Raw genomic sequence first — 13657 nt, forward strand, 5'->3', positions numbered from 1 at the left:
GATGGTGGAAGCACACCCCCCCCAATAAAGTCTCAATTTTCATGATAAACCATCAATAATTATCGCTATTGCTCATGCTTTAGCTTGATTATGGTCCTTAAAGGCCGCATGGCGCGTACGATGAGGTGTGGAAAATGATGCTGAAACTGGCTGAGAGAGTCATCATGCTGAAGCCGTCGGCGAGTATCGCCGCAAAGAAGATGGTGACGGAGCTGGAGGCGGCGGGCCGCACTATCCTGGATTTCACCATCGGCGAGCCGGACCTTCCAACGCCACCGCATATCGTCGAAGCGGCAATTTCGGCCATGAGGAACGGCGACACGCACTACACCGCATCCGCCGGCACGCCGGCCCTGCGCGAAGCCGTAGCCCGCAAGGTCGCCCGCGAGAAGGGCCTTGCCTGCAAGGCAGAGAATGTGGTCATCGGCTGCGGCGCCAAACAGCTCATCTACGAGGCGTTCGCCACCACTGTCGAGGCCAGCGTCGAGGTCATCGTTCCGGCTCCCTACTGGGTTTCCTATCCCGATATCGTCGGGTTGCAGGGCGGACGCCCGGTGATCGTCACGGCGGACGCCGAAGATGACTTCAAGCTCACTCCGGCAGCGCTCGAAGCGGCCATCACACCGGCCACGCGGTGGCTGGTGCTCAATGCCCCCAACAACCCCACAGGGGTTTTCTATTCCCGCGAGGAACTCACCGCGTTGGCCGGCGTCTTGCGCCGCTATCCGCATGTGTGGATCATGACCGACGAGATTTACGAAAATCTCTTCTATGAAGGCGAACGCTCACCGAGCATTGTCGAGGTAGCGCCCGATCTCGCCGAGCGCTCGCTTCTTATCAGTGGAGTTTCCAAAGCCTATGCAATGACAGGCTGGCGCGTCGGCTATGCGGTCGGCCCCAAGCCGCTGATCGATGCCATGACCAAGCTGCTCAGCCAAAGCACCACCTGTCCCAGTTCCATCAGCCAGGCGGCAGCCGTCGCTGCACTCGACGGTGATCAAAGCTGCATCGATGAGGCGACCGCGCTTTATCGCAAGCGGCGCGACAGGATGGTCGAACTTCTCAAGCAGGCGCCTGGTCTCGAGGTACGTGCACCCTCCGGCGCGTTTTATCTCTACCCTTGCGTGGCCGGCCTCATCGGCAAGACGACACCTGCCGGCAAGGTTCTCAAGTCAGATACGGACGTGGCTCTCTATCTGCTGGAAGCCGCCAATGTCGCGGTGGTGGATGGCAGCGCCTACGGGCTCTCGCCCTATATCCGCTTTTCCTTCGCTACCGGCATGGAAACCATTGAGCAGGGATGCGTCAATGTCGTCACCGCCTGCGGAGCGCTTTTTGCCAACGAAACCCGCCAGTCGGCCACCGCGTGAAAGGCCCGGATCATGATCGGAAACCGTATTTTCCCGAATGCCGCTCAGGCGGACCCCGCCACCATCGAAGCCTTTCGCTCCAGCGCTACGGCGATCATCAGCGACAATCTTGAGCGTGTGCCGGGGGCCATCGGGCTGCGCCCCTTCCACAAGACGGGCGAAGTGATGATAGGCACGGCCCTGACCGTGCGCGTGCCAGCAGGCGACAACCTTTTCATTCACAAGGCGCTGGACCAGATACGTCCGGGAGACGTCCTCGTGGTCGATGGTGAAGGGCATGAAAACCGTGCACTGGTCGGCGAGATCATGACCTCCATCGGTGCGTCGCGCGGAGCCGTGGGCTTCGTCATCAATGGATCGATCCGCGACGCTGGCGCACTCGCACAAAGCTCCTTTCCCTGCTTCGCCCGCTCGGCCATCCACCGCGGCCCCTACAAGAATGGTCCAGGTGAGATCAATGTTCCCGTTTCCATCGGAGGCTTCGTGATCGAACCGGGAGACATCGTGGTCGGCGATGAGGACGGGATCGTAGCCTTTCCGCAATCGATTGCCGGAGAACTGCTGAACCGTGTGCGCACGCAGGAAGCAAAGGAAGCCGAGATCATGAAGAGCATTGCCGAAGGTACCTACAAGGGTGCCTATGGCAAGCCCTCCGGTCCTGCTGCCTGATCGAACCATGTCAAGGCTCGCCCTTCTGCGAGCATATCCTTGGCGGGCTCTTGCCCGTGACGGGATAATTCGCAGAGTGTATGCCGGACCTGTAAGGCCGGCAGAGGGAGTGCGACCGCTTGATTACCTTCAAACAGCTTGAAGCGATCTACTGGATCACCGAGCTCGGGAGCTTTGCAGCCGCTGCCGACCGCCTCAATACGACGCAGTCGGCGATCTCGAAGCGGGTGCAGGAGCTGGAGCAGCAGTTCAGCGTCGAGATTTTCGACCGCTCCAAGCGCACGGCGCGGCTGACTGAGAAGGGGCAGGAAATCCTGCATTACGCCAAGTCCCTTCTTGAAGAGCGCGATAATTTCATCGAGCGCATCAGCTCAAGCCAAGTCCTGATCCGGCATTTCCGACTTGGGGTCACGGAGCTGACCGCCATGACCTGGCTTCCCCAGCTCGTTAAGGAGATCAAGACAGAGTATCCCCGCGTCAGCATCGAGCCGGAAGTCGAGCTCAGCGCAACGCTCTTTGATCGTCTTATGGACGACACGATCGACCTGATCGTCATTCCGGACGTATTCAACGATTCGCGTTGCGTATCGGTGCCGCTGAAGGCCGTGGAAAATGCCTGGATGGGCGTACCGGAATTGCATACGGGTGAAGAACCCCTATCGTTAAAAGAACTTTCGAACTTCACAATGCTGGTTCAAGGCACACGATCCGGAACCGGCCTTGTCTATGGCCGCTGGCTCTCCGAGCATAACATCACGCCCTCCAAGACAATCCATTGCGAAAGCATGCTGGCGCAGATCGGCTTCACGGTTTCAGGCCTCGGTGTGAGTTACCTGCCGGTGCCGGTAGCCTCGCAACTCGTGCAGGACGGCAGGTTGAAGCACATTCCCACGCAAACCAGACTGCCGCATGTGCGCTATGCGGTTCTCTATCGCCATGATCGCAGTTCGAATTTCAAGAAGCGCATTGCCGAAATGGCGCAACAATGCTGCGACTTCCGCACCTTCTTCGCAGAATCCCGGTGAGGTCTGTTTCGTTTCAGAACTCCGTCCGCGATCTGCGGGAGATTCAAGCTTCGGATGGAATAATTGCTGCCGCCCCCCAATCGCCTAGATGGCTTCGTGTTGTCTCGGTAAGCTGACGAAGCTGAAACGGGGCGGTTCAGTCTCGACCTGGTACAAGCTCAACGGAAACCGATAAGGTTTGTAGCAGGCAGAAGCGGCTTCAGTCATGCCGGTAGACTATCGTCCCGGTCTACTCAAGACAGTTAAGGCGACGCTACCATCTGACGGGCTTTCTGGAGGTCGCCGGTCGGATTGCATCCTTGAAGTGACCCGCCTGGCCACTCGATAAAACTGCATTTTCGTGTTCTCACACGTGCAAATCGAGAACCGAACTGGCCATTTGTCAGATATGCGGTGCATTGAAGCTGACTTAAGTGCAAACTTGCATAACGAAGAAACCCTCGCACACGACGGACGCGATCGGCAATCTATGACCCACCTTTCGCAGATCGAACTCCTCCTTCCCGAACTGCGTGCTTATGCACGCTCGATCTGCGGGTATGCTGAAAGCCCGGAAGATCTGGTGCAGGACGCTGTCGAACGGACCCTGCGCCACGAAACTCGCCCCGAGCGCACTGAAGAGCTGCGCCCGTGGTTGTTCCGTGTGATCCGCAACCTGCATTATGATGAACTCAGAAAAAAACGAGTGCGCCGTGAATATATCGCAGAGCAAAAACGTCTTATGGATGAAAGCGACGGAACAAGCAGCGAAGGCCGCGACATACTGATCCGCCTCGCCTTCGAGAGGCTGCCCCCCGAGACGCGGGAAGTGCTGTTTCTCATCGATATCATGGGTTTCAAATATGCCGAGGCGGCGGAGGTCATGAGTGTACCCATCGGCACCGTGATGAGTCGTGTCAGCAGAGCCCGGAGAGAGCTTTTGCGCCGCGTCAACGGCAACGATCAAGATGAAGAACAGGCAAAGCAGACCAGATGAGCAAACTGACCGACGAAGACTTCATCAGGGTCAATGCATTTCACGACAATGAAATGGCGGAAGATCACAAAGCGTTCTCACGCCGACTCGAGGCAGAGCCGGCATTGAAGGCCGCACTTGCCGAAATCCGTGAGGTGTCCACCAGCCTTAAGGCCTTAAAGCCGCAGCCGGCACGGCATCCCTCGCTTAGCAACGACAACCGGCCTGCCTGGCACGGATGGATCGGTTCGACCCTGGTGGGCTCTCTGGCGGGTGCTGTGGCAATCGCCCTTCTTGTAGGCATTCCTGCGAACCGCCAAAACATACTGGCCTCCGAAAGCGCCGTGGCCATTCACGAGAGTTTCTCCTCCCAGACCTTTGTTTCACATGACGAGGTTTTCAACACCGTTGCCTGGGAGCAGATCGAGCAATTCCCCGACCTTTCCGCCGCCAATTTGACGCTTGTGGCGCTCCGTGAACTGCCGCATGGCGTGGCCGCGCATTTCGCCGGTCGCGAAGGCTGTCGCCTGACCGTCTTTTCGAGCAAGCGGCGCGTGGCAAACGATTACTTTGCACCTGCTCTACAGAGTGCTGAATGGGAAGTACCCGGTCGTTTCTACCGGACGTTCGCCACGGACATGGATGAAGGAAAATTTGCGGCGATCACCGCCTATCTGGAGCAGGCAACGCGCAAGACGGCTCAGCCAACCACGGTGATCGCCCTCAAGAACGCAACCGCGCGGGCCACGTCTTGCGGCTAAGGTCAAATGGCAGCTTGCTTTTTACAAACCGGGAAATGAAGTGTGAACCGCCGGATCGGCTCATAGAGCGGTTCATCGTTTCACAGAGATATTGTCCTGTCCCATCTCCCTGTTTTCTGCATTTATGCGAACGTCAGATAGTTTCACCTGACTACAAAATGCTCCAGGCTCAGCCTCATTGATCCATATTCAGAAGAAGACAGTAGCGACGATCGCCATAGCTAAGAAGAAGGTGTGAGCGCAGCAATCGTAGCGCGTATGGATGTGCCACCAGCCCTTTAGCCTTCCGACCATGTTTTCAATCTTGTGTCGACGCTTGTAGAGCCCCTGTCGTAGGGGACCAGGGCCTGTGCGCCCGTCGAGCAGGCATCGTTCAACACGATGGAGACGTCGATGTTGAATTGCTTCCAATTCGCGCCCGCCGGACTTGGACTGCCATCGTGGACCAGCCCACGATGCATTCGGCTTGGGCGTATCTGTACACATAGCCTTTTCTTCCCTACATCGACATTTCCTATTTTGTAGCCTGGTCGGCGGGAAGCCGGCAAATTCCGGTGCTCGAACAGATCGTCGAGCGAATGCCCAAGCTTCTCGAAACCGAAAGCACCTTGAAGGTTGTGCTGTGCTGCGGAAGCGGCGGACTTGCAGAGTTTTTGGAAAAGTCGGAGGCTTGGCAAGCGGTCGCACAGGGCACCGCACGATGCGGGAGACCGGTCCGCTTGAAGCATACATTGAACCTTTTGCATTATGCGGCTTTCCGGGCCGTCATCCTGACAGGGACAGTAAGCGGTGCCGCCGAACTCCTGGGGCGTAGCCAACCGGCGGTGAGCCGGCTTCTCGACAAGCTGGAGTATGAGTTGGGCGTTTCGCTATTCGACCGGCGCAGGGGGCAGGTCACACCCACACCTGCGGCCAACCTTCTACTCGACGAGATCGAGCGCGCCTATCTTTCCCTCGAGTCCCTCAGCAATTTTGCCTCCCGCCTGGCAAGCTGGGAAGGAGGCGAGATCAGCATCGCCGTCATGCCTGCGCTGGGCATCAGCTATGTGCCGCAACTTCTGGCCGAGTTCCGCAAGGACTGGCCGAAAACGAAGGTCACGCTGAACGTTCGCATGTCGATGAAGATCGAGGAATGGGCGGCCGCCCAGGCAATCGATTTCGGCCTCGCGGAAACGCCTTTCAGGCGCTCGGGCTTTCGCACGGAAGTGTTCAGCAATACGCCTTACATAGCCGCTGTTCCGAAGGATCATCCCCTGGCAGATCGAACCCGGCTTGGGCCCGCTGACCTGCGGCAGGGACCGTTCATTTCCTGGACGTCCTTCGTCTCAGCACGGCATCTTCTCGATCAGGCTCTACTGTCGAGCAGCGTCAAGGTGGACGCGGCCTATGAAACCACATTCTCGATCTCGGCTTATGAGATGGTTCGGCAAGGGATCGGCATCGCGATCATCGATCCTTACACAGCCGCAGAGCAGCAGGACCCAAGCGTGAAGTTGATCCCATTCGAGCCGAAGATCCCGTTCAACGTCGCCCTGATACGACCGGAGACTAGGATCGCCAATCCCGCTGCCGACGCTTTGCTGGAATTGATGGCGGCCAAGAGAGACAAGCTTCTCGCGCGTCTACCATTCTGATTCAGTATGCAGTTTATGCATATTGATCCTCGATAATTCTATTTTGAACATTGCCAATTTCCCGCTTTACTGGCGCCGTCACTCCTCCAGGAACGGGTCTCCAATGCCGCCAGAGCCGACCGAGACGCAGGGCCGCGATTACGATGTTCTCGTGATCGGTGCTGGCATCAACGGGACGAGCGCAGCGCGTGAACTGGTGAGTTCGGGATTTCGGACGCTGCTGGCCGAGAAGGGTGATTTCGCGTCAGGCGCCTCCAGCCGCTCCTCCCGCATTCTTCATTGCGGACTACGCTACTTTGAGACGCCCAATCCGGTGCGCACTTTCACCGTCCATCCGTTTCGCTTTGCTGGTGCACTGAGCATGGCGCGTGCGGCCATGCAGGCGCGCGCCGAATTGGCAGACAGTGTTCCCGAGCGCTGCAATCCCATAACCATGTGCTTTCCTGTCTATCGCGACAGCAGCGTCAGGGCCTGGCATATCGACCTGGGATTTATCCTTCTGCGTGCCATCGGACCTTCCAAGCCGCCTTTGTCCTATCGTCGGCTGACCAGGGATTTCGAACGGCATCTGCCGTTTGCCGCGCATCTGCGCGACCGGCACCAGCTTGTCTCGGTGGCGACCTATCGGGAATACGTCATGGATTGGCCGGATCGGCTATGCGTTGATACAGGGCTTGAAGCCGAGCAAATTGGAGCCGATCTCAAATTGTTTTGCGAAGTCGTTTCACTTCGCAGGCAAGCCGGAAAATGGTGTGCCCGGCTTATCGATTTGCACGGCGGACACGAGCAGGAGATTTCCGCCAGGGTGGTTCTCAATATGGCTGGCACCTGGATCGACAGCGTCAAGGATCGCTCGGAGGGGCCGGCAACCCCTCGCCTGATCACAGGAACGAAAGGAGCCCATATCGCAGTAAGGTTGCCCAAGGCTTATGAAGGCTTCGGCATCACTACCTTGCACCGCGGCGGAATGCCCTTCTACTGCCTACCCTCCCATGACGACATTTTCTATTTCGGCCCGACTGAAACCCTCTTCGACGGGGATGCGGGCGACGTCTCGGCAACCGACGCAGACATCGATTTTCTCATCGGCGAGGCTAATCATCTCCTGCCGGGCTTACAGCTTTCGCGGCGCGACGTGGTGTTCACCTGGGCTGGTGTCAGGCCGCTAACACACGATGCCGGCCAGCCCATGGGGCGCCGCACGCGTGAAATTCACGACCTTGCGAGCGCAGGTATGCCGGGTATGTTCGCCATGACCGCGGGCCCCGTTATGTCCCATCTCAGCGCGGGACGGGAGATATGCACGGTGGTGGAGAAATATCTCGGCGCGAGCAGGCATTCCTCCGCTTGGCGGGGAAGGCCGTGCGAGATGCAGCACGTTGGGCATGGTATTGCAAGGCCCATTTCGACAGACCGGCCCGCCAGTTTCCGCAACGCGGTTGCCACTGAACATGCCAGGGATTTGAAGGGAATACTCTACACGAGGACGGGGCTTGCGTGGCGCGGCCATCTGGAACGCGAGGACGTGGAAGAAGCCGCAGGCGCCGTCTCAGAACTCGCCGGCTGGTCGCCGGAGAGAACCGTCCGGGAGGTCAACGATTTCCTCCGATACCAGAAGACGGTGTTTCGCACCGCATCGGACCCGGAACAGAACAACGCAACGACATCAAAAATGGGAGATGTTCAAGCATGAAGCGCAAATCCGCATTGAAAAGTACCGCCGTACTCGCCCTGGCGATTGCTGCAGGCTCCATTGTCTCAGCAAGCGGCTCCTACGCAGCCGATGCACACATGCAGCAGATCCTCGAACGCGGCGTAGTGCGTGTCGGCGTCCTCGGCGCCTTCAAGCCGTGGTCTTTCCCTGCACCGGACGGCACCATGCAAGGCATCGAGATCGATCTCGCACAAAGCGTGGCGGACGCACTCGGCGTCAAGCTCGAGCCGGTTATTATCACCTCCGCCAATCGCATGCAGTTTCTGGAGCAGGGCAAGATCGACGTGATTATCGGCGGCATGTACGACACCGCCGAGCGCCGCAAGGTTGTGGGCATGATTGAGCCCGCCTATTGGAGCTCTGGTCCCACGCTTCTTACGAAAGAAGGTGCGATCAAGGACTGGAAGGACGTTGCCGGCAAACCGGTCTGCGGCAAGCAGGGTGTCTATTACAACAAGATGGTGGAGATTGAATACAAGGCGAAGGTTGTCGCCTTCACCGGAAACACCGAAGGTAAGGAAGCGCTACGCTCCGGCAAATGCGTCGGCTGGCTTTATGACGATGCGAGCATCATGGCCGATCTCGCCTCCGGCGAATGGGAAGGCTACGAGATGCCGGTTTCCGTCCTTTTCAGCAATCCCTGGGCAGCAGCCGTTCCGCTCGAGGAAAAGGACAAGGCGCTTGGCGCTTTCATGACCGGCATGGCCTATCGCTGGCAGGCATCGGGCAAGTTGATCGAGCTTGAAAAGAAATGGAAGGTCAAGCCGTCGGACTGGATCGCCGCCCAGAACGAAAAGGCGAAGTGGGATACGAGCTATCTGGAAGCGAACTGATCCATGATCCGCGGAAAGTTGAACGAAAACCGCTTGCGGAGCTGAGATGTTCCAGTTGATCGCGCCCTTCTTCCAGGATCTCTACGAGCGCACGGGCCTGAACTTCATCGTGTTCTACGCCCCTTACGAGTACGATCGGTTCCTGTCCGGCATCGCCATATCGTTGCAGTTGATATTCTGGTCGATTGTCGCCTCGCTGTTGATTGGTGTGTTCGGGGCCTGGGCGCAAAGCGCCCGGTCTCCCGTCCTTCGCGGACTGGTTGGCGCCTACATCCAGGCGTTCCGCAACACACCACCCATGATCCAGCTCCTGTTCTTCTACTTCGCCCTGGGCGCGTTCACGCCGCAGGTCGACATGGGCGGCTATTACCAGCCGCTCATTTCTTCCTTCGCGTGGGCGATCATTTCGCTTGGGATATTCGGTGGGGCCTTCAATGTGGAGATATTCAGGTCCGGCCTCGAGGCCGTGCCGGATTCCACAAGGGAGGCCGCTGAAAGCCTCTGTATGAGCAAGTGGCAGATATACACGTATGTTACCCTGCCGCTGGCCTTTCGCATCAGCTTGCCCGCGCTGACCAACAACCTGATCAGCCTAGCCAAGACCACTTCGCTGGCTTACGTCATTTCCGTTCCGGAAGTGACCTATTCGCTCAATCAGGTCTGGTCCGACAACATCAATGTCCCGGAAATGATGCTGCTACTATTTCTGTTCTATATCCTGGTTGTCTCGCTGCTCGCAGCCGGGCTCCATTTCCTCGAGCGCAGGCTCGCCCTGCCGGGGTATGGCCAATGAATGACGGAGCCTTTCGCATCGACCGCCACCGCTTCGCCGTCGAGCATTTCTCGTCGCGGCTGCACTGGCGTCACGGCCTCTGGCTGGCATTGGCTTTTTTCGGCTCGTTCGTCCTCGCTCATGCCCAGTCGGATACGCAGCGGATTCCGTCCGCCATCGGGACGCTTTTCATCTGGTTGCCATTCATCCTGAAGGGTTTCGGGCTGAATCTGTTGATGAGCTTCATCGCAATGGCCTGCGCCACTGTTCTAGGCGTCGGCCTCGGGCTCCTGCAGATCAGCCACTCGCGATGGGTGAGCCTGCCTGCGTGGTTCATCACTCACCTGTTCCGCAACTCGCCCTGGCTGGTCATACTGTTCATGGTCATGTTCCTGGTGCCATTCGAGATGCAGGTGCCAGGGCTCGGTATCGTAAGGCTTCCCGACTGGGTGAAGGCCACGTTCGCCTTCTCGCTACCGGTAATGGCGAACATCAGCGAGATTTTGCGCGGCGCCGTAAATTCCATCCCTAAGGGGCAGTGGGAATCGGCCGAAAGCCTGGCCTTCACGCGTGCGCAAACGCTTCGCTGGATCATCCTGCCCCAATGCATCCGCCGCGCCATCCCGCCATGGATGAACTGGTACGCCCTATTGGCGCTCGCAACGCCGATGGCCTCGGTCCTCGGCGTGCGCGAAGCGGTGGGCAATGCGCAGGCGGCGATGGAGGCAGCCGGCGCGCGCCCGGAATTCCTGCTCCCGTTCTACCTTTTTCTGCTCTGCCTCTTCTTCGCCTACATCTATCCGATCGCACTCTGGACCCGGAAGCTTGAGCGTAAATATGTCGTTGCAAACTAAATCGAAATCTCCTGCGGGCGCCGACTGGACCGCCGATCAGCCCATCGTCTCCCTGTGCGATGTGCACAAGTCTTACGGCTCGGTGGAAGTCCTGAAAGGCATCAGCCTGGATGTCCGCAAGGGTGAGGTGATCTGCATCATCGGCCCCTCGGGTTCGGGCAAGTCCACACTGATCCGTTGCATCAATGGTCTGAACGATATCCAGAAGGGCTCCATCAAGGTGGAGGGCCAGGAGGTGAACGATCCGAAGCTCGATCTTCTGACGCTGCGCAAGAAGGTTGGTATCGTCTTCCAGCAATACAACCTGTTCCCACACAAGACCGCTCTCGATAACGTCATGATGGCGCCGGTTCTCGTGCTGAAGGAGCCGAAGAAAGAGGTGGAGGAGAGAGCACGTGCCCTGATCGCCAAGGTGCGCCTTCAGGGCAAGGAGAACGCCTATCCCGGCGAGCTCTCCGGCGGCCAGCAGCAGCGCGTCGCCATTGCCCGAAGTCTCGCCATGCGCCCGGACGTCATGCTGTTCGACGAGGTCACGGCAGCTCTCGATCCCGAGACGGTGAAGGAAGTGCTCTTAACCATCCGTGAACTCGCCTCCGAAGGCATGACCTGCATTCTGGTGACACATGAGATGGGCTTCGCCCGCGAGGTCGCCGACCACGTCTATTTCACGGATCAGGGAGTGATCGTTGAGCACGGCCCTCCCCGGCAGTTTTTCACGAAGGCGAGCGATCCCAGAACGAGGCAGTTCCTGAGCCAGATTCTTTAGAGCGATTTGTAGTCGGTCGAAAACGCCCGGCATCCGCGCAAATGCGGAATCACAAGGAGGTCGGGCAGGCAGCGTTTCCCTAAAACGATGAGCCGCCCAGAAAGTGAATACGAGCGGCCCCGAAAGTGGGGTTGTCGAGTGGAACCCAGGCAGGCCGATGCCGGCTGCGCGCGGACGGATACGCTCGCGCGAAGGCTGGTGCTTGGCCGAAATTCGGCAGGAGACCGAGATGAACACACCTCAACCCACAACCATTATCAGCAAGGATCCGTTGTTGCAGCCGTTGCGCATCAAAGGTCTGACATTGCGCAACCGCATCATGAGCACCAGCCACGCCTGCGGTCTGGAAGTGGGCGGCATGCCGGACGAGGCCTATCAGCGCTATCATGAGGAGAAGGCGCGCGGGGGCCTGGCTTTGTCGATGTTCGGCGGTTCGTCCAATGTGGACATCGATTCCCCCAACATCTTCCGTCAGCTCAATGTGGGCACCGATGCCATCATTCCGCATTTTCAGCGCTTCAGCGAGCGTATGCACGCCGAAGGCGCTGCCCTGATGTGCCAGATTTCTCATCTGGGCCGGCGCGGCGATCCCTATGCGGGCGATCGTTTGACGACGATCGGGCCCTCGCCGGTGCGCGAAACGCTCCATCGCAGCATTCCCAAGGAAATGGATGAGCACGACATCGACCGGGTGGTGAACGCCTACGCTCTTGCTGCCCGACGCTGCAAGGAAGGAGGCCTTGACGGTATTGAAACCCTCGCCGGCGGGCATCTCATCGGCCAGTTTCTGTCACCGGCGACCAACCGCAGGACAGACCGCTTCGGTGGTTCGCTCGAAAACCGGCTGCGCTTCGCACTTATGGTGCATGAGGCCATCCGCAGGGCAGTGGGTGATGATTTCCTGGTCGGGATGCGCTTCGTCGTGGACGAAGGGCCGGATGGGGCCATGTCCTTCGAGGAGTGCATCAAGGCTGCGCTGATCCTGAAGGATGCGGGAGCGGTCGATTTCTTCAACGCAATCTACGGGACGATGGACACCACCCGCGCCCTGGCGGAGGAAAACATGCCCGGCATGGGGTCACCGCTTGCCCCATGGGTGAGGCCGGTCGGGGCGTTTCGCCAGGAGGTGGGGTTGCCCGTCTTCCACGCCGCGCGCATCGCCGACGCCGCTTCGGCGCGCTATGCCGTCTCCGAAGGCATGCTCGACATGGCCGGCATGACGCGTGCCCAGATTGCCGACCCACATCTGGTCAACAAGCTGGCGAGCGGCCGCGAGGCGGAGATAAGACCCTGCGTTGGAGCGACGCATTGCCAGTCGCCCTATCGCCCCTCCTGCCTTCACAATGTCGCGACTGGTCGAGAGATGACGCTGCGTCACACGATCCGGCGCACGGACGGTCCCGCGCGCAAGGTCGTCATCGTCGGCGGCGGTCCCGCTGGGCTGGAGGCCGCGCGCGTCAGTGCCGAGCGCGGACATCAGGTATTGCTTTATGAAGCGGGTAGCGAACTCGGCGGACAGATTCGTGTCGGAGCAACGGGCTCCTGGCGCCGCGATCTGATCGGCATTGTCGAGTGGCGCGAGGCCGAGCTCGCGCGGCTTGGCGTTGCGGTCCACACCAACAGCTACATGGAAGGCGAGGACATTGTCGCGCTCGAGCCAGACGTGGTCGTCATGGCGACTGGGGGGCTGCCCCTCATGGACTTGAGCGAGGGGGGTGATCTCTGCCTTAACAGCTGGGACGTCCTGACAGGCCAGGTGCGTCTACAGGGCGATGTGCTGGTCTATGACGGAACCGGCAGGCATCCCGGTCCGCTTGCGGCCGAACTGGCCCGTGAAGCCGGTCTGGATGTCGCCTTTGTCTCCATCGACGCACAGCTTTCGGAAGAACTCACCTATGCAGAAAGGCTACGCTGGAAGAAGCGGTTCCTGCAGCTTGGCGTGCGGCCGGTCTTCGAAAGCAGGCTGCTGTCCGTGCAAAGACACGACAACCGGCTTCTGGCACGCTTCGTCAACGAAATTTCACGCGAACTGACGGAGATATCGGTCGATCATGTGATTGTCGAACAGGGCAGCATTCCCATGGACGATGTCTATTTCAGCCTGCGCGGGCGGGCCTCCAATGACGGTGTTAGCGACCTGCAGGCCATGGTGCACGCGACGCGCCAGCCGGGCCTGCGCGCCGAGGGATTTGAGCTGCACCGGATTGGCGATGCGGTTTCAAGCCGCAACATTCACGCCGCCATGCTGGATGCCATGCGCATATGTGTAGCGCTCTGAATATCTCAGCGGCCGATCCTGTCGAG

General features: G+C 59.1%; 12 protein-coding genes. All 12 read left to right on the forward strand.

Annotated elements, in window-relative coordinates:
- Positions 1-137: 137 nt before the first annotated feature.
- The 12 genes from NA8A_RS16480 to NA8A_RS16540 all read left to right on the forward strand — a co-directional run bounded on the left by NA8A_RS16480 (position 138) and on the right by NA8A_RS16540 (position 13631).
- Entirely contained in the window at positions 138-1370 is a 1233-nt protein-coding gene (locus NA8A_RS16480) for an aminotransferase class I/II-fold pyridoxal phosphate-dependent enzyme (protein WP_009451491.1), read from the forward strand.
- Positions 1371-1382: 12 nt separating this feature from the next.
- Positions 1383-2039, forward strand: coding sequence for an RraA family protein (locus NA8A_RS16485; protein WP_009451492.1), 657 nt, complete (start codon positions 1383-1385; stop codon positions 2037-2039).
- A 119-nt stretch (positions 2040-2158) separates the two neighbouring features.
- Positions 2159-3064 (forward strand): LysR family transcriptional regulator, encoded by a 906-nt coding sequence (locus NA8A_RS16490; protein WP_009451493.1) that lies wholly within the window; start codon positions 2159-2161, stop codon positions 3062-3064.
- Between the two features lie 469 nt (positions 3065-3533).
- Positions 3534-4040, forward strand: a complete 507-nt coding sequence (locus tag NA8A_RS16495) for an RNA polymerase sigma factor (RefSeq protein ID WP_009451494.1) — start codon at positions 3534-3536, stop codon at positions 4038-4040.
- On the forward strand, positions 4037-4780 hold the full coding sequence (locus tag NA8A_RS16500) for a hypothetical protein (RefSeq protein WP_009451495.1): 744 nt from the start codon (positions 4037-4039) through the stop codon (positions 4778-4780). The genes NA8A_RS16495 and NA8A_RS16500 overlap by 4 nt, the downstream gene beginning before the upstream one ends.
- A 719-nt stretch (positions 4781-5499) precedes the next feature.
- The gene (locus NA8A_RS16510) at positions 5500-6414 is read left to right on the forward strand and encodes a LysR substrate-binding domain-containing protein (protein WP_240532810.1); all 915 of its coding nucleotides are present in this window, start codon (positions 5500-5502) and stop codon (positions 6412-6414) included.
- 103 nt (positions 6415-6517) lie between these two features.
- On the forward strand, positions 6518-8107 hold the full coding sequence (locus tag NA8A_RS16515; protein ID WP_009451497.1) for an FAD-dependent oxidoreductase: 1590 nt from the start codon (positions 6518-6520) through the stop codon (positions 8105-8107).
- The gene (locus tag NA8A_RS16520) at positions 8104-8961 is read left to right on the forward strand and encodes a transporter substrate-binding domain-containing protein (RefSeq protein WP_009451498.1); all 858 of its coding nucleotides are present in this window, start codon (positions 8104-8106) and stop codon (positions 8959-8961) included. Before NA8A_RS16515 ends, NA8A_RS16520 begins: the two co-directional genes overlap by 4 nt.
- Before the next feature lie 46 nt (positions 8962-9007).
- The gene (locus tag NA8A_RS16525) at positions 9008-9754 is read left to right on the forward strand and encodes an amino acid ABC transporter permease (RefSeq protein WP_009451499.1); all 747 of its coding nucleotides are present in this window, start codon (positions 9008-9010) and stop codon (positions 9752-9754) included.
- Positions 9751-10587, forward strand: coding sequence for an amino acid ABC transporter permease (locus tag NA8A_RS16530; protein WP_009451500.1), 837 nt, complete (start codon positions 9751-9753; stop codon positions 10585-10587). The genes NA8A_RS16525 and NA8A_RS16530 overlap by 4 nt, the downstream gene beginning before the upstream one ends.
- Positions 10571-11353: an amino acid ABC transporter ATP-binding protein gene (locus NA8A_RS16535; protein WP_009451501.1), complete on the forward strand. Its 783-nt coding sequence runs from the start codon at positions 10571-10573 to the stop codon at positions 11351-11353. Before NA8A_RS16530 ends, NA8A_RS16535 begins: the two co-directional genes overlap by 17 nt.
- A gap of 229 nt (positions 11354-11582) precedes the next feature.
- Positions 11583-13631, forward strand: a complete 2049-nt coding sequence (locus NA8A_RS16540; protein WP_040672888.1) for an NADH:flavin oxidoreductase — start codon at positions 11583-11585, stop codon at positions 13629-13631.
- The last annotated feature ends 26 nt before the right edge of the window (positions 13632-13657 follow it).

The sequence above is a fragment of the Nitratireductor indicus C115 genome (assembly GCF_000300515.1).
Taxonomy (GTDB): Bacteria; Pseudomonadota; Alphaproteobacteria; order Rhizobiales; family Rhizobiaceae; genus Nitratireductor; species Nitratireductor indicus.

What these genes read in the sequence shown, in the direction of transcription:
- NA8A_RS16495 (WP_009451494.1), top strand. Translation starts at nt 3,534, where the DNA reads ATGACCCACCTTTCGCAGATCGAACTCCTCCTTCCCGAACTGCGTGCT.
- NA8A_RS16480 (WP_009451491.1), top strand. Translation starts at nt 138, where the DNA reads ATGCTGAAACTGGCTGAGAGAGTCATCATGCTGAAGCCGTCGGCGAGT.
- NA8A_RS16485 (WP_009451492.1), top strand. Translation starts at nt 1,383, where the DNA reads ATGATCGGAAACCGTATTTTCCCGAATGCCGCTCAGGCGGACCCCGCC.
- NA8A_RS16540 (WP_040672888.1), top strand. Translation starts at nt 11,583, where the DNA reads ATGAACACACCTCAACCCACAACCATTATCAGCAAGGATCCGTTGTTG.
- NA8A_RS16525 (WP_009451499.1), top strand. Translation starts at nt 9,008, where the DNA reads ATGTTCCAGTTGATCGCGCCCTTCTTCCAGGATCTCTACGAGCGCACG.
- NA8A_RS16530 (WP_009451500.1), top strand. Translation starts at nt 9,751, where the DNA reads ATGAATGACGGAGCCTTTCGCATCGACCGCCACCGCTTCGCCGTCGAG.
- NA8A_RS16500 (WP_009451495.1), top strand. Translation starts at nt 4,037, where the DNA reads ATGAGCAAACTGACCGACGAAGACTTCATCAGGGTCAATGCATTTCAC.
- NA8A_RS16520 (WP_009451498.1), top strand. Translation starts at nt 8,104, where the DNA reads ATGAAGCGCAAATCCGCATTGAAAAGTACCGCCGTACTCGCCCTGGCG.
- NA8A_RS16535 (WP_009451501.1), top strand. Translation starts at nt 10,571, where the DNA reads ATGTCGTTGCAAACTAAATCGAAATCTCCTGCGGGCGCCGACTGGACC.
- NA8A_RS16515 (WP_009451497.1), top strand. Translation starts at nt 6,518, where the DNA reads ATGCCGCCAGAGCCGACCGAGACGCAGGGCCGCGATTACGATGTTCTC.